Consider the following 17199-nt stretch of genomic DNA (forward strand, 5'->3'; position numbering starts at 1 on the left):
GGCGGAGCTGAACAAACGAAATAAATGCCCCGCAAAAAAAATTATAGGAGGAAAGCATATGAACTTAAGAAAGCTGGCCAAAACAGCAACCTTAGTCACGCTTAGTACAGTAATTTTAGCAGGTGGTGACGGATTACTAGCAAATGCGGCAACAAAAGATTCCAAAGATCACAATGAAGACTACGGAATTTCGCAAATTACTCGTTCAGATGTAAGCAGTATGATTGAGCAGCACGGGAATCCAAATTTTGAAGTACCTAAATTCGATGAATCTACTATCAAAAATATCCCTTCAGCCACTAAAAAAGACGAGAACGGTAATGAAATGAGAATGGATGTATGGGATACATGGCCGCTTCAGAATGCCGATGGAACAGTAGCAGAATATAATGGTTATCACATCCTCTTCGGTTTAGCAGGAGATCCTGATAACCCTAATGACACCTTTATCTATATGTTCTATAAAGATGCAGACGATAAATCTATTGACGACTGGAAGAACGCCGGGCGAGTATTCGACGAAGATGACAAATACAAAGCCAACGATAAATACTTAAAAGACCAATCAGAAGAATGGTCCGGTTCAGCAACCTTCACTTCTGATGGGGAAATTCGTTTATTCTATACAAACCGCACAGAATTTAACACAGAAAAAGAGCTTTACGGAAAACAGACGCTGACAACAGCGCAGGTGAACGTTTCTGAACCAAAAAACGGCACCCTTAATGTAGACGGTGTAGAAGATCATAAATCTATCTTCGAAGGCGGCGACGGATCCGTTTACCAAAACGTCCAACAAGCTTTCGGCGGCGGTGACATTAACTGGAATGAAAACCATACATTTAGAGATCCTCACTACATCGAGGAAAACGGCCGCAAATACTTAGTGTTTGAAGCAAATACAGGTACTGACTTTGGATATTCTGGAGAAAAATCTCTTTACAACAAAGCATATTACGGAAATAGTGAAGAATACTTCCAGGAAGAGAAAGCTAACTTGCTGGAAAGTCCTAAAAGAGAATTTGCAGAACTAGCGAATGGCGCTATTGGCATTATTGAAATCAATGACGACTACACGCTTAAGAAAGTTATGGATCCATTAGTTGCTTCTAATACCGTAACGGATGAAATTGAACGTCCTAACATTTTCAAGAAAGATGGCAAGTGGTACTTGTTCACAAGTGCCCGCGGTTCGAAGATGACCATTGACGGCATCGATGATGAAGATATTTACCTGTTAGGTTACGTTGCGAATTCCTTAACAGGAGAATTCAAGCCGATGAACAAAACAGGAATTGTCCTGCACCATGACCTTGACCCTTATGATGTAACGTGGAATTACGCGCACTACGCCATTCCTCAAGAAAATAGCGACGAAGTTGTCGTCACAAGTTATATGACAAACAGAGGTTATTTTGAAGAGGAAAAGTCAACTTTCGCCCCAAGCTTTAAGTTAGAGCTTAATAATAAGAAATCTTCTGTCGTAGAAGACAGCATTCTAGAACAAGGACAAATTGTTGACGAAGAATAGGAATTAGTTTGAAAAGGAAATGCCAATGATGAATTGGCATTTCCTTTTTTAAAATAGTGATAAATATAAAAGAAGAGGTGAATAGACAACATGAAGAAAAAATTAACAAAGAAATCACTTCTTTGGACATTAATTGTCCTCTCCTCTCTCTTTCTTTTAACCCTCGGGGTATTATGGATCAACCAGCCAGAAGAACAGGAAGAGGAACCAAGCATTGATAAGACGCACCGTGCCGATTACCATTTCACTGCACCGGACCATTGGAAAAATGACCCGCAGAAACCAATTTATTTAGATGGAAAATATCATTATTATTACCTATATAACGGAGACTATCCAAGTGGCAATGGAACCGAGTGGCGTCATGCTGTATCCAAGGATTTAATTCACTGGAAAGATGAAGGAGTCGCCATTCCAAAGTATACGAATGAAAACGGTGATCCATGGTCTGGTTCTGTTGTTGTTGATAAAAACAATACAGCAGGATTTGGAGAAGATGCTGTAGTGGCAATCGTTACGCAGCCTTCTGCTAATGGAAAACAGGAGCAATACCTTTGGTACAGTACGGATAAAGGCCAAACGTTCAACTCATATAGTGACGAGCCGGTGATGGCTAACCCTGGCGCGGAAGATTTCAGAGATCCGAAAATCATCTGGGATAAAAACACGGAAAAATGGGTGTTGCTGATGGCGGAAGGCACAAAAATTGGCTTTTACGAGTCTGAGAATCTAAAAGACTGGAACTATACCGGCGGATTTCAAACCGAAGATATTGGATTGGTCGAATGCCCTGACCTTTATATGATGCGGGCAGACGACGGTACTTTGAAGTGGGTCCTAGGGGCAAGCGCCAACGGTAAATCGATTGGTAAACCTAACACCTATGCCTACTGGACCGGTGAATATAATGGACAGGAATTTATCGCCGACAATGAAAATCCAAAGTGGCTGGACTATGGATTTGATTGGTATGGCGGCGTTACCTTTGCCGATGGAACGAGTGAGGATAAGCTAAGCTATCGTTACGCGTTAGCATGGATGAATAATTGGGATTACGCCAATAATACTCCAACGATGAATGAAGGTTTCAATGGCTTGGATTCTATCGTCCGTAAAATTGAATTAAAGAAAAGTGAGGATAATACGTATCACCTCACCTCTCAGCCTAACGAGAACTTAGACAAGTTAACGAAGTCGAAGGATTTTTATGAAAAAATCGAGGTCGATGGAGCAAAAACATTGAAATCGAAAGGGACAGCTTATCAGATTGAAGCCGATGTATCCTGGTCAGAGCTCGAGAACTTAGGTTTACGCCTTCGAGAATCAGACGATCTAACCCGGAATGTCAATGTTGGAATTTCTGCAAAAGGCAGCTACTCTTATGTAAATCGCGGGTCAACAGATCAGCCGGATGATAGCGGAGATTACGTGGAGAGCCAAGCCCCATTTGATGGCATTAAAAAGAATGTCCATTTAAAAATACTAGTAGATAAAACGAGTATTGAAGTATTTATTGATGATGGAAAAGTCGCCCATTCTCAACGAATTTTCCCTCCCCTAGAAGATGAGGGGATTACGCTGTTTTCTGAAGGTGGACAGGCTGTTTTTGAAAATGTAGCGATCAAGCACTTTCAATCGATTCATAAGCAGAACGAACCAGATCAACAGACTCCTTAACGAGGATTCCCTTTCATCAAGGAAAACTAATGTTGACAGCAAAATTTTCCCATGCTAGTATTCTTGTAATCTTAATAATAGAATCTCTTATTTAGAGAGGTGGAGGGACTGGCCCGATGAAACCCGGCAACCTATCAGCTTGTAAAAGTTGATTGAGGTGCTAATTCCAGCAAAGCTAAGGCTTTGAAAAATAAGAGGGGTGTACGTGTATAAACCTCTCACTTCGAGAGGTTTTTTATATACACGGTCCAATAACTTCATATCGTAGATCACTTAGGTGTCGGCTATGGTTAGTCGACTTAAAAGGGAAGCCCGGTGAAAATCCGGCACGGTCCCGCCACTGTAAATGGGAGCATCCTGCAAACATGTCACTAGCTTTACGCTGGGAAGACGCAGAGATGTGAAGATCATAAGTCAGGAGACCTGCCTGTAGATCAGACACTACAACCTACGAGGAATAGGGAGGTGTAACGCAGCAGGACTAGTCTGTCTTCTTAAGACGGACTGCGAACATGCGCTTATATCAATCTCTCTTGTAGACAAGAGGGATTTTTTTATGGTCTAAAAATGAACCCGGGAGGAATTAGAATGGCGAAGGCAATTAGTTCAACAATCGGTTATCCTAGAATCGGTGAAAAGCGGGAATGGAAGAAAACACTCGAACAATATTGGAAAGGCAATTTATCTAAAGATGAATTATTAACCGAAATGGAATCTCTTCGGCTGAATGATATTAAAAAGCAAAAAGCTATCGGAATTGATCTTATTCCTGTTGGTGATTTCAGCTTATATGATCACGTGCTTGATACATCGATCATGTTTGGCTTTATCCCTGAACGCTTTGGGGAGCAAGAAGATAGAGATACGCTGGACAAGTACTTTGATATCGCACGCGGTAATAAAGACGCTGTCGCCTCAGAAATGACAAAATGGTTTGATACTAACTATCACTATATTGTTCCAGAAATTGATGGGGATACGGAGCCGGCACTGACAAAGAACCGCCTGCTTCCCTACTTCCTAGAAGCGAAACAAAAGCTTGGAATCATTGGAAAACCGGTAATTCTTGGACCCATTACATTTTTAAAATTAGCCAAAGGGTTCAAACCGGAAGATTTTAATAAGCTGCTGAACAAACTTGTCCCCCTCTACATACAAGTTATAAAAGAGCTTGAAAGTGCTGGTGCTAAGTGGATTCAAATGGATGAACCTATACTGAATACGACTCTGACAGACGAGGATATTACACGATTTAAAGACGTCTATCATACGATTAATCAGGAACTGAACAGCGTAAAAATCATCCTTCAAACTTATTTTGAAGCCGTAGATGATTATGAAGAAGTCGTTTCCCTTCCAGTAGACGCCATCGGTCTTGATTTTATCCATGACGACGGAGCCAATTTAGCCGCCTTGAAAAAGCATGGCTTCCCTAGTGATAAAATTCTTGCAGCAGGGGTTATTAATGGTCGTAACATTTGGAAAGCAGATATAGACCAAACCTTTACACAGCTTGAAACAATCACTGAAGATATAGATAAAGAGCGGCTCATTATCCAGCCTTCCTGCAGTCTGCTGCATGTACCTGTGACGGTTTCTACAGAAAAGGACTTGGATCCCCTGTTAAAAGACACGCTGTCGTTTGCTGACCAAAAACTAGAAGAAACGCTTGTTTTAACAGATGGTTTAAATAAAGGGAGAAAAACCATTGAAAACAAAATACAAGAGCAGACAAGGAGTATCGAGAAACTATGGAATTCAGCTGACCGAAATAATCAAAGAGTCCAAAAGGAAGTGGAGTTTTGGAAGGAAGTAAACCCTGAACGCAATGCTCCCTTCTCCATTCGTCAAAAGATTCAACAGGATTTTTTCAAGCTTCCTTTATTGCCGACGACAACGATCGGCAGTCTTCCACAGACGACGGAAATTCGCCAGGGACGACTCAAATGGCGAAGAGGCGAATGGTCAGATAACGAGTATGGGGCTTTCATTGAAACGAATATTGCAGAATGGATCGAGCGGCAGGAAGAAATAGGACTTGATGTTCTCATCCATGGGGAATTTGAACGGAATGATATGGTTGAGTTCTTTGGTGAAAAGCTTGACGGCTTCGCTTTCACCAGATATGGCTGGGTCCAATCCTATGGATCCCGCTGCGTGAAACCTCCCATTATTTATGGTGATGTCGCTTTAAACGAACCGATGACCGTTAAAGAAATCTCCTATGCACAGTCGCTGACAGACAAACCGGTGAAAGGAATGCTGACCGGCCCGATCACAATCTTAAACTGGTCCTTTGTCCGAGAAGACCTCCAGGGATCTGAGGTCACAAAACAAATCGCTTTAGCGCTGCAGAAAGAAATTAGATGGTTAGAGGAAAACAACATTCACATGATTCAAGTAGATGAACCGGCTCTTCGAGAAGGACTGCCTTTAAAATTAAATAAGCAGCAAGACTATTTAGACGAAGCCGTTTATGCTTTTAAACTCGCCACTTCACCCGTCAAAGACAAAACGCAAATCCACACGCATATGTGCTATTCCGAATTTGGAGAGATTATGGATACGATCGACCAACTGGATGCCGATGTCATCTCTATTGAAGCGGCTCGCAGTCACGGAGAACTGATTGCAGAGTTTGAAAAACAGTCCTATGCAAAAGGAATTGGACTAGGAGTCTACGATATTCATAGTCCACGTGTTCCGGCTGTAGTAGAAATGGAAAAATCTATTCTTCGTGCTTTAGAAGTCCTGCATCCTCGCCAATTTTGGGTGAATCCAGACTGCGGGCTAAAAACACGCGGAATCAGTGAAACGGTTACCTCCCTTACCCATATGGTGCAAGCCGCGAAGAATATTAGAAACAAAGTGAAACAGAATGTATAAGTAATTAAATCCAAAAAAGCTCCTTGCATAAGCAAGGAGCTTCAGCTTGTAGAGAAACCCCGGGTTTTTCTACAAGTTTTTTTCTATCCCCGCAGGAGCGCCCTCCCTTTTTCGCGGACGAACTCCTGATTTGGGACCATTCTAACTCAAAACCTTTTCCTTTAATTGATCAATAATAGCAGGGCCCACAGAAAGACAAAAATCTATTTCACTATCAGACACTTCTTCAGCATGGACCGCTTTTCTAGTAATTATATCAATAGCTTTTATCCCGTCACTCACTCCGGGCGCAATCACTCTTTTCTGTAAAAGAACATTCGCCATTTCTGGAATTGGAATACTGGCTTGCTGCAGATCCAGTTTCCTGGCAGCCATTCGCTTGAGTTCTTTCTCAAGCGAATACCTGATTTTAAACAGCTTCATCGTCTTTGAGTTGATTTCTTCCGTAACTTGAGTTGCAGAGAGTTTGGGCTTTTCCATAACAATAGAGCCTTTCAGTTCTTTTAACTGTTCTTCATTTAACTCGTTTGAAAAATAGAGGTTGTTGGAGTTCGTGTTATTGAGAAGAAATTTGATTTCATTCAAGCTCGTTGCGATCTGCTCCTGCACTTCTTCCAGTTCTTTTTTAAAGGTAAGGCCAAACAAACTCATCTCTGCAAAAAAAGGTAAGAATGCCAGTACGATAAATAGTACGAATATCAAATAATCAAAAGGCTGGGCGCGTGCAGATGTTAAAGATTCAAACCTTAATAAAAGGAGAGAAACAGAGATTAATAATAAACACAGCCACCAGATGATTTTAAATTTATTATTAATTTTCATATGCCATCCTCCCTATAGTGAATGCTTTAGAGTCATTATATTTCTATAAATTGTAAAAAGATATAGGTTCATTCTACTGAAATCTATTTAAAAGAGGCTCCCGGCAAGGAACCTCTTACAGAAAAAACTATTCGTTATTAGAGTGAAACATTTTAGCTTTAGAGAAAAACAATGTTAATCCTACAGTAACGATAAACGTGATTCCCATCCCGATGAAATAAGAAGCCCAGTGTTCAGGATAGACAGAAAGGAATGATAGAACTCCTCCTACTCCCACTGAAGTAGCTTTTACTTGTTGAAAGGCGATGAACGCACTTCCGATTGCGCTTCCGATCATGACGGCAATGAAAGGATAGCGAAAACGAAGGTTTATCCCGTAAATCGCCGGCTCTGTAACCCCGAGCCATGCAGAAATTGTTGCTGTTAAAGATACCCCTCTTAGTTTTAGATTATGTTTAAGAAGGAAGAACATCGTCAAAGTAGCTGCGCCTTGCGCAAGCGTGGCCGTTTCGCTGACTGGCCACAGCGTAACATATCCAAGTGTTCCGGCCATCTGCAGGTTTACTCCTAGGAAGATGTGGTGCATTCCTGTAATAACAAGAGGTGCTGAAATAAATCCATAAACTCCTCCGGCAATTGCAGGAGATACTTCAAACAAATACAGAATGCCATCTGTAATCCAGTTAGATCCTGTCATTGTAATCGGACCAATGACGATAAAGGTAAGCAGTCCGGCAAAAATAAGAGCAAGCGGTGCGACAAAGATCATTTGCAGGTTTCCTGGGATAAAGCTCTTCAAATGTCTCTCCGCCCAGACCAACAGCCATGTAGCAAAAATAACCGGGAGAACTTGTCCCTGGTAACCGATTTTCGCTACGTCCCAGCCAAACATGTTCCAATATTCAACGTCTCCTGGGTTCTCAGCATAAGCGTAAGCTGACATTAACTCCGGGTGGACTAAAAGCAGTCCGAGCACGATCCCGAGCAGCTGGCTTCCGCCAAATTTCCTTGCAGCCGACCAGGTAATCAATACAGGCAGGAACGTAAAGGCGGTGTTGGCCACAACAGCTATAAATTCAGCAAAACCTGTCCATCCCGTATAAACATCTAACAGCGACTGATCATCAAAAAAGATTCCCGGGTTTGCCAGTAAGTTGTTTAACCCGAGCAGCAAACCTGCCGCTACAATTGCCGGCAGAATCGGAATAAAGATATCAGCCAGAACGCGGACACCTTTTTGGATAAGATTCCCCTTTTCCGCATTTTTCTTTTTCATCTCATCTTTACTAACTTCATCCGCACCCGTCTGCTTCATAAATTCGTTATAAACTTTTTCTACCGTTCCGGGTCCGATAATAATCTGAAATTGCCCGCTTGCAGAGAAAACTCCTTTGACTAAATCATTTTCTTCCAATTTCTTCACATCAACAGCGCTTTCATCTTCAAGCATCAGACGCAGCCGTGTCACACAGTGTGTTGCACTGTTTACGTTACTGGCGCCACCGACATTTTCTATAATTTTGGTAACGTTTTCTTTAAAACTCATAAAAAAATCCCCCCACTTTCTAAATCGCTTTCAAAATAACTTGAATGACTTGTTTAAACAAGTTCATTATAGTACAGTATAAATTGTTGTCAAGAAATTTCAAACAAGGAGTGTTGTCATTTGGATATAAAAACGACCCCAATGAGCCACTTCGGTTCTTATATGGCACTGACTTATCAGGAAAGCCAGGAAGCCGAAAAAAATGGTTTATATGTAAACGCTGTACGAGGAAAATCTAAGCAGCACCAGAATTCACTTAAGATTATTCCTACAAAAAATGGAGAACCTGTTGCCTACAAGTATGAAGCAAACGAGTTCCAAATTTCCATTTCTTTTGACGGCGGAGAAATCAAAGTCTGCTTTGAAGATGATAGAAGAATTTTTGTAAAAGGAAGCGGGAAAAATGTCGGTCTCTCTTTAGACACCCAGCCTGTTTACAATTTTGAATATAATTATCTGCTAGGAAAACCCGGTGAAGAATACTGTATCGTCAACAGCTACAAAAACCTGACGAAATATATGATTTTTGCTCCAAAAGGCTGTGTTTCTCTAAAGCAAAATGTCTTTATGGACACGACCGGCAGCACCAATAAAGCCGATAACTTATCCAGCATACAGATTGAATCCGATAGTAGTGATTTCTTATGTGTAATCGAAGATATTCCAACAAACGGCGCTGTGCCGGTCGATCGGGAATACAGCTTTGAAAAAGCACTTGAGAAAAGTACCAGCCATTTTGAGAAATTCCTATCAAAACAGCCGGCAGTTCCAGAAAAGTATCAGCAGACACTAAGAGAAGCGGCTTATCTCAACTGGACTTGTACAGCCAATGCAGAAGGTCTTCTTAAAAGAAAAGCCGTTTACATGTCTAACAGCAACTTCCCAGGCGTATGGAGCTGGGACAACGCCTTTAACGGTTTAGCTCTTGCAGGTGTTGATAATCAGCTCGCATGGGATCAGTTTCAGCTGCTCTTTGATCATCAGGACGAACTAGGACAAATCCCCGGATCCGTCAGTGATTCAACGATCCGCTGGAATTTTTGCAAGCCGCCGATTCAAGGATTTTTTGTATTAAAAATGATGGAGCGAATCGAACTAACGACTGAGCAGTTAGAGCAGATGTATGACCAGATTAAGTCCCATGTAAGATACTATTTTCGTTATAAAGATTCCAATGGAGACGGAATTTGCGAATATCATCACGGCAACGATTCCGGACAGGATAACAGTACGGTTTTCCGAAATGCCGACGTGATCGACTCCCCGGATTTAACCGCATTTTTAATTAAATCAATGGATATGCTGGCCGTCGTGGCAGATAAGCTGGATCGCCGCCAGGATAAAGCTTACTGGGAAGAAGAATCGAAGAAGGTCACGGAGAGATTCTGCGACTATTTCCTTGTCGACGACCTTCCAGTGGCCCGCTTTATGAGAACCGGGGAAATCATTGAAAGCCAGAGCATCCTGCCGCTGGTCTCTATAATCCTGGCTGATAAACTGCCTAAATCAGCAAGAGAAAATATGATTAACGAGCTCAGCAGCGATAAGCATTTAACTGATTGGGGAATAGCCTCAGAGGCTCTCAACAGTTCTTACTATGAAGAAGATGCTTACTGGAGAGGACCGATTTGGGCACCGACCACCCTCCTTTTCATCGATGCCTTTGAGGAATGCGGCGAACGTGAATTAGCTTCAGAAGTTGCGGAGAAATTTTTGAAAATGTGTAAACACAATGGATTTGCAGAAGTATTCCATGCAGAAACCGGTGAAGGGTTAAGAGACTTAGCTCACACATGGACGTCCAGTGTATTCATCCATTTAGCGGCAAGGCAGAAACAATAAATTAAAAAAGTGTACGAGCCCTCCCATATTTGGGGTTCTCGTACACTTTTTTACTGCCTTTGCTGGGTTTGATCAAAAAACACAAAATTCCCTGGCGTGTGGCGTGACTGTGTGCGTTCAAACATGACGCCGTCCTCATTATAAATATAGCTCGTCACCACAACGACACAATTATAGCCATCCATATTAAGATACTTCTCATCGAGGTCAGTCGTTTTCTCAACAATCATCTGCCTTTTCGCGGTCACGACCCGATGGTTTAATTCTTTCTCCAAGTATTCATAGATCGAATCTTCAGCGATCTCCACTGTTAACCCTTTAACCACATCGGCCCTAAAATAGTTATGATCCATAATCACAGGATTTCCATCAAGATAACGCACCCGCTGCAGATGATAGAGCTTTGTTCCTATCGGCATTGAAGTAATCTCCTGGATCTGTTCATCCGCTGTAACTTCTTCATAAAGAACAACTTCTGTACGATGCTTCTTATCGTTTCGCTGTGCAAACTCTTTAAAGGTTTCCGTTTCTCCAAACATATATTCATTCTGCTTGAAGTCCTGATAAATGACGCGGACCCCTTTGCCGTGTTTTGTTTGAAGATATCCTTTAGAAACGAGCTCTGCGATCGCCCGCCTTATTGTGTTTCGTGAACAGTTATATTCTTTCACAAGCGTATTTTCCGAGGGAATCAGCTGTTGATACTCGAATACATTTCGTTCGATTTTGTCTTTTAAATCTTCATAAATGTCCATGAATTTAGTCCTAGGCATGACAGCCTCCTATATGTAAACCTGACGTATGTATACGATAATCATATAATTAGATCTTATCCAACTGCAACCCGTATATACAAATTCGAACTGAATCGAAATAAAAAACAGAGCCACTGCCACTGACTCTGTTATCCTTATATCTCTAGCTCAGTTACTTTTATTTTTGGTTTCTTATGAAAAAGCAGGGAATCTACTCGCTTACTGCAGTCGAACGGTCATGCCCCCTTACTCGTTCCTCACTTCGGGGTCTTGTCCGCCCGCTTTTTGCAGGAGTCTTGTTATTCTACATTACAAAATTATTGAAGGAATTCATCCTTTTCTTTTTGGCTACAAAAGATTGCTGCTGATATTGCGTAGGAGTAATACCTTCGTACTTTTTGAAGACCCTTGAAAAATAATTAGAGTCAGTAAACCCGCATTTCTCGCTTATTTCCATTATATTATCTTGTTGGTTTCTAAGACATTCTTTCGCTTTATCCAGCCTTCGAGCTGTAATATATTGAGTAATCGTACAACCGATTTCTTGTTTAAAAAGTCTGCTTAAATATTGGTCGCTAAGATAGACAAGGTCAGATAAACTTTCTAAAGTTAAATCTAAATGAAGGTTATTTTCTATATGTTCTATAAGAGTCTGAACATGATCGCAGGACACATCAATAGAAGGTGGATATGGGTGATGTACTTCTGGAATAAATTTCAATAACGCTTGCCTTATATCGTTTGGGTGAGCAGGTTTTAGTAAATAATCCTCTACTCCTAATTTAATCGTTTGAAAAGCATAATCAAACTCATCATGCGCTGTAAGAAAAATGATACGGCAGTCTGGAAAATCTTTTTTAATTAATTTAGCTGCCATCAAACCGTCCATAACAGGCATTTCAATATCCATAAGCACGACATCCATTCTCTCCTGCCTCATCTGATCGACAGCATCCGCCCCGTTATCAGCACAATATAAGCGGCTGATCTCCAAGTTTTCCCTTTTAAGCATTAATGTTAAAACCTCTCGTTCCAACGGTTCATCATCTACGATCATTACCTTCATCAATTAACCTCCTAAAACAGGAATAACCATTCGAACCATTGTGCCAACTCCTATTTGACTTTCAATTGCAGTAATTCCATATTCCTCTCCAAAATAATATTGAAGTCTCTTATGCACATTGGTCATTCCAATTCCTGTGGTGTGGCTGTTTTTTGGGTTACTTGTTTGCGAGAAAATGTGATCTAATTGTTCTTTAGACATGCCGGTCCCTGTATCAGTAATTTCTAAAACAAAACTTTCATTTTCTAAGTAACCATGAATTTTAATAACCACACGGTCATCACGGGGCTCAAATCCGTGTATGATAGCATTCTCAATTATAGGTTGGATGGACAGGATGGGTAATTTAACCATTTCTGCATCTATATCAATTACCTGTTTAAATTGGAGGCGGTCTCGAAATCTTGATTGCTGAATATTCAGATAATTTCCGGTATAGTCTAGCTCTTCTTTTAATGTAACGAGCTGATCTATATTACGAAGGCTGTACCTCATAATCTTTGACAATGAATAGGTTACACTTTGAGTTTGTTCTGCGTTCTCTAAGTATGCAAGACGTGAAATTGTGTTTAATGTATTGTATAAGAAATGTGGATTTATTTGAGATTGTAATACCTTTAATTGAGTTTCCTTAAGAAGTTCCTCTAACCTGACACGAAGTTTTGTCTCCTTCATCAGTATTTGACTCTTTTCGTTTATCTCTTCTTGTGCAATCCGGACAGCGCCAAACTTGGTGATGTAATTCGCTACAAGCTGCAGCATGCCTTTTGCCGATTCAATCTGCTGCTCACTTGTAAATTCAATTCTAGCAAGAAAGAGATTTAGAAGATCTTGGTCAATTGGTAAACTCTTTATTTTCTTTCGAATATCATTTAATAATTTTTCATCCTGACCTTCAATCAAAACCTGGCCGCATAGCACAGAACCAAGATGTTTTCCGTTATAAACTATTGGCGCTGCCATATCAACTAATCCAGAGTGACAATAATGCCTGACCACTTCCCCTCGTTCAGCTGCCCTCAAACCTACTGTTTTATCTGATAATATACAGCCTTGTGACCCTTCCGGGGAAGAGCGTATCTGTGTACAAAAACTTGTGAAGTTTGTTGGATTTGTCACAGGTATTCCTTGGTTATCTGCGATAATAACAGCAAAACCAGTAGCATCTGAAAAGTCTTCCTGAATCTCCTGAAGCATCTCAACATCCACGATGTTACGTAATGTCAATACACTCAACATCTTGCCTCCTCGTATATTAAAGGTGGAATCTTCATTATATCTTAATAACATTTTTAATGTAAGCGTTTACTCAATGTGTAATCGATATGTAACGGAATACTCTTCACAAACTAAATAAAAAATACCCTTAGAACCAGAAGGTCATAAATTTCTTGGTTCATCAGGGTATTAACAATTTATTAAAGTGAAAGCGAAATTATATTTTTATTAACTTTGAAATAAACTAGATTCTTCAAACATATTAACAGCTGCCTGAGCTACACGTATATCTTCTTCAACGGAACCACCACTCACCCCTACTGCCCCGACGATCTTATCTTTATCACGCAGTGGTATTCCTCCACCAAAAACTACTACCCGGCCGCTATTGGTTGTATTAATGCCATATAGCTCTTTTCCTACCCCTGCTGCTTGAGCCAAATCTGATGTTGGCATTTTCATGGCTACTGAAGTCCAAGCTTTATTTTGAGCAATATCTACACTAACTAATAATGCGTCGTCCATTCTATGACAGGCTATGAAGTTTCCGCCTTCATCAACAATACTGATCACCATTGGTGTGCCCATTTCTTTAGCTTCATTCTCTGCACTTTCCATGAGCTTTTTTGCTAATTCTAAATTGATCTGGACCATTTCTTACTCCTCCTTTAATCATATAATGGCAGCCCCTTAATCAACCGAGCTGCATTCGTTCCTAATTTCCTCGCATTTTGAATGTTATCTTGCAAATATGGTTTTTCCGGATTTAGCTTTCGATGGTGTATACATATACATCCACTCTCATCAATTCCGACCCCTACTTCTAACGGGGACATGGACGCTGCATTCCAGCCAAGTTCGATAGAATGATTGGCTTTCTGATCCTCCTTCAATAAATAAGGAACCCCTTCTTCTTCCAATCCAGAAGCCACTTCTTGAATGGGAACAGCAGGAAGAGAGCTATCGTATGAAATCACAATATAAATTTCAGGTTTATTCATTTAAATACCTCATTACGAACAGAGGACAATACCAAACCAGTAGCAACTGCATTCCGTGGCCCTTCTTTTCCACGAATATTTGCAAACCCAGCTACAATACCATACTTACCCAATTCCTCTGTTAACATCTGTGGAATTTCGAAGTCTAATGCCGATCCCCCCAACATTACGACAAAAGATATGTGGTTTAGATTGCCTGTTGGTACCACTCCCTTAAGGGCCCGAAGTGCATTTGTCACAAATACTCTCCGCTTAGCACTACGGCGTATATCCTTGATTCTCTCCATAGATTCTCTACTTGCTAGAGGAGTCAGCTCTCTATCTTCTCGAATCACCACTTTTCCAAAAGTATAAGGTGGAAAAGGGTTTTCAGAGAATAAAGTCGTTCCATCTTCTAATTGCATATGAAACAGACTCACTACTTTTCCTAAAGGATACTTTTTAATTTTTTCAGCAAGTTCGAGATCCTCTAATGCAAGTTCTGAATTAATCAGCATAGTAACCATGTCTCCTGCACCAGCCAAGTGGGTTGTTGTAATCTTCCCCGATTCATTCATCAGCGCAGCATCAGTAGATCCGCCCCCCATGTCCAGAATGATAATTGGTTTCCTTGTACCAGGGGTAGTTAACGCTCCCCGAATAGCCATTTCCGCTTCTACTCCACCAACTTCCACAGTAATACCCAGCTCATTTTCTAGACGATCAGCGACTTTTTGAACAGGGACCTTATCCGTTTTTACCATGGATGCTAGGGCAACCCCGCTTTCCATAGAAAGTTCACCAGCCATTGACCCGCTGATGGAAGTCGGAATCACGGCATTGACTGCCAGAAAATCAGAGATTGTTATTTCATCTGCTAATTGACCTGTAAGTGAGGCCAGGTCATGCCGAAGTCCGTTAAACATCCCGCCAACATTTGTCCCTGTTTCTCCCTGAACATCTACCAGTGTCCCCAGCTTTTCATACGTATTCATAATGGCTTCAGCCCCATCATTAATGGACACACCTAATTGCTGATTATTCGGTCCTTTTAAAATTACATTCCCTGCTTCGATTTTTCTTTCAACTACCTCGCCTTGTGGAGTCCTGATTACTACAGCTGATCGGTTCCCTACTAACGCTTTAGCGACTAGAGAAACTTGTTTCGTTTGGTCTGGATCCAGCTTAAACACGGTAGAAAGACCATATGGGTTGCTTAACGTTCGAATCACAAATCCAGGAAGTGCTACCTCTACCGCCGCTAATTTCAAAAGAGGGACTTTTTCAATTAAAGATACCTCGTCTACAATAGGTATTTTCTTATTTAAACGGTTGTGTATTAATACCCCGTCATCTTTTTGAACGACAGCACCGGTAATAGATACTCCTTTTTCTACAGCCTTATTTAAGCGGTGCGCTACCCATTCATAATCAAAGAATTTAGGGATTACTACTATGAAATCTTCCTGCCGCCCTTTGTTCTCATCTAATTGATCTATCAAAATCGTTGTTCCAATTCCTAAGCCGGCACCACCAGGGGTATCTGGATTATGGCCGATCATGGAAGATTCCGTTATAATCGTTTCACTTATCAAGTCCATAGCCAGGTCGCCAATGACGGGCACTGCATCATTCAACCGAATAAGATCAATATCCTGAAGGTCCATATCTGCTTTTTTAGCGGCTTCCCGCAATGCAAGCCGAATTCCTTTTATATTATCTTCCGTTCCTTTTATTCCAGTTGTCTTCACTAAATGCTGGGAAACGAACTCACAATACTCTCCATAAATACGTGCAATCGCTACTTCAGTGGAAGAATTGCCGATGTCCACACCTGCTAGAGTTTTATTCAAAGTATCGCTATTCTTCACTTTTCTTTAAACTTCCCCGTCTTTCATATACATCTGCAGCTTCTCGGATTAATTCCGCATTTTCCCTCGCTGCATATTCTTCCTCTAATTCATCGGCAATCATCAAAAGCTCTTCCTTAGTTGACCGATTAGGCCGCAAAGCATTATAAATTTCTAGAATGCGAGCATCAGAAATATTGATCATTTCAGCCGCCCGTCTGAAGTTTTTCGCAAGTTGTGTTCTTCCTAAGCTTTCACTTATTTCTGCATGCATCTCAAGTGTCTTTGGACTGATACGTAAGTCGTCCCCTGTTATTTCTCCATTTAAAGCAGCATCTAATGTTAAATCGTTATAAGATTTTTCTTTAGGTGTATATACTAAATCAGGTCTTTTCTGACCAAGTGGATAGTCTTCTCTTGTTAAATTTGTCATTTTCTCTCCTCCTATTCTTCAATTGAAAAATCTACTTTTAGTTCTATAGGTTTTTGATCTCGAATACGAGATTGACACTCTTTTAAATAGAGCAGAGCTGCCGCTGCCTGATATTTAGGCCTTGCCATTTGGTCATTTACTACTGGTACAGGATTTGGACTTTCCCCTAAAGCGTACATGGCAGCATTTCTACCGATCATTCGGTAAGTTTCTAAAGTAATTAAAGGAGACTGAGGGAATAACTCGAAATTACTAAGTGGATCAAGGTTTTGTTGATGGATGACGGCTGTACCTCTCGATTGCAGTCCAATACTGATTCCTGAGCCGCTCATTTTCGCAGCTCCATGAGCCATAAATGCTAAATCAGCCGTGCTCAAACTGCGGATCACCCTCGACTCAGCTCCCTGCTCTTCAATTCCAGAAAGGATTTCACGCAGGACAGAAGTATGAGAAACACCTACAATTGTTTTGTTCATTTCCTTTCCGAAAGCTGGGGCAATTGCTACAATTACTTCTCTTGGATTTGTACCTTTTGCTGCTGGACCAATTTCTGACAATTTCATTTCTATTGAAAAAGTTTCTGTGGTCATTAT

Annotated in this window: 14 protein-coding genes and 2 riboswitches; of the genes, 4 read left to right on the top strand and 10 right to left on the bottom strand. The window is 40.9% G+C overall.

Annotated features, from left to right (window positions below):
- The first annotated feature begins 58 nt into the window (after positions 1-58).
- From HUS26_RS13035 to metE, 3 genes are all read left to right on the top strand, one after another.
- A complete protein-coding gene (locus tag HUS26_RS13035; RefSeq protein ID WP_173917567.1) occupies positions 59-1531 on the top strand; it encodes a glycoside hydrolase family 68 protein in 1473 nt (490 codons plus the stop codon).
- Positions 1532-1621: 90 nt separating this feature from the next.
- A complete protein-coding gene (locus HUS26_RS13040; protein WP_173917568.1) occupies positions 1622-3208 on the top strand; it encodes a glycoside hydrolase family 32 protein in 1587 nt (528 codons plus the stop codon).
- An 84-nt stretch (positions 3209-3292) separates the two neighbouring features.
- A riboswitch (SAM riboswitch) is annotated at positions 3293-3405 on the top strand.
- 61 nt (positions 3406-3466) lie between these two features.
- A riboswitch (cobalamin riboswitch) is annotated at positions 3467-3654 on the top strand.
- A gap of 142 nt (positions 3655-3796) precedes the next feature.
- Entirely contained in the window at positions 3797-6094 is a 2298-nt protein-coding gene (gene metE / locus HUS26_RS13045) for a 5-methyltetrahydropteroyltriglutamate--homocysteine S-methyltransferase (RefSeq protein ID WP_173917569.1), read from the top strand.
- A 141-nt stretch (positions 6095-6235) separates the two neighbouring features.
- Here metE and HUS26_RS13050 read toward each other — a convergent pair whose 3' ends face one another.
- Both HUS26_RS13050 and HUS26_RS13055 read right to left on the bottom strand, forming a co-directional pair.
- On the bottom strand, positions 6236-6916 hold the full coding sequence (locus tag HUS26_RS13050; RefSeq protein WP_173917570.1) for a hypothetical protein: 681 nt from the start codon (positions 6914-6916) through the stop codon (positions 6236-6238).
- A 127-nt stretch (positions 6917-7043) separates the two neighbouring features.
- Positions 7044-8462, bottom strand: a complete 1419-nt coding sequence (locus tag HUS26_RS13055) for a PTS transporter subunit EIIC (RefSeq protein WP_173917571.1) — start codon at positions 8460-8462, stop codon at positions 7044-7046.
- A gap of 120 nt (positions 8463-8582) precedes the next feature.
- Between HUS26_RS13055 and HUS26_RS13060 the strand changes: the two genes are divergently transcribed.
- On the top strand, positions 8583-10304 hold the full coding sequence (locus HUS26_RS13060) for an amylo-alpha-1,6-glucosidase (RefSeq protein WP_173917572.1): 1722 nt from the start codon (positions 8583-8585) through the stop codon (positions 10302-10304).
- 50 nt (positions 10305-10354) lie between these two features.
- Here HUS26_RS13060 and HUS26_RS13065 read toward each other — a convergent pair whose 3' ends face one another.
- From HUS26_RS13065 to HUS26_RS13100, 8 genes are all read right to left on the bottom strand, one after another.
- Positions 10355-11077 carry a UTRA domain-containing protein gene (locus HUS26_RS13065; protein ID WP_173917573.1) on the bottom strand — a complete coding sequence of 241 codons (723 nt, stop codon included), beginning with the start codon at positions 11075-11077 and terminating at the stop codon, positions 10355-10357.
- Positions 11078-11363: 286 nt separating this feature from the next.
- A complete protein-coding gene (locus HUS26_RS13070) occupies positions 11364-12125 on the bottom strand; it encodes a response regulator (RefSeq protein ID WP_173917574.1) in 762 nt (253 codons plus the stop codon).
- 3 nt (positions 12126-12128) lie between these two features.
- Complete coding sequence (locus HUS26_RS13075; RefSeq protein ID WP_173917575.1) at positions 12129-13361, bottom strand: PocR ligand-binding domain-containing protein; 1233 nt, start codon at positions 13359-13361, stop codon at positions 12129-12131.
- A 210-nt stretch (positions 13362-13571) separates the two neighbouring features.
- Entirely contained in the window at positions 13572-13997 is a 426-nt protein-coding gene (locus HUS26_RS13080; protein ID WP_173917576.1) for a heme-binding protein, read from the bottom strand.
- 14 nt (positions 13998-14011) lie between these two features.
- A complete protein-coding gene (locus HUS26_RS13085; protein WP_173917577.1) occupies positions 14012-14344 on the bottom strand; it encodes a glycerol dehydratase reactivase beta/small subunit family protein in 333 nt (110 codons plus the stop codon).
- Positions 14341-16194 (bottom strand): diol dehydratase reactivase subunit alpha, encoded by a 1854-nt coding sequence (locus tag HUS26_RS13090; protein WP_254434198.1) that lies wholly within the window; start codon positions 16192-16194, stop codon positions 14341-14343. The genes HUS26_RS13085 and HUS26_RS13090 overlap by 4 nt, the downstream gene beginning before the upstream one ends.
- On the bottom strand, positions 16184-16606 hold the full coding sequence (locus tag HUS26_RS13095; RefSeq protein ID WP_173917578.1) for a diol dehydratase small subunit: 423 nt from the start codon (positions 16604-16606) through the stop codon (positions 16184-16186). Before HUS26_RS13095 ends, HUS26_RS13090 begins: the two co-directional genes overlap by 11 nt.
- 11 nt (positions 16607-16617) lie before the next feature.
- Positions 16618-17196, bottom strand: coding sequence for a propanediol/glycerol family dehydratase medium subunit (locus tag HUS26_RS13100; RefSeq protein WP_173917579.1), 579 nt, complete (start codon positions 17194-17196; stop codon positions 16618-16620).
- Between the last annotated feature and the right edge of the window lie 3 nt (positions 17197-17199).

The sequence above is a fragment of the Halobacillus sp. Marseille-Q1614 genome (genome assembly GCF_902809865.1).
In the GTDB taxonomy this organism is placed as follows: Bacteria; Bacillota; Bacilli; order Bacillales; family Halobacillaceae; genus Halobacillus_A.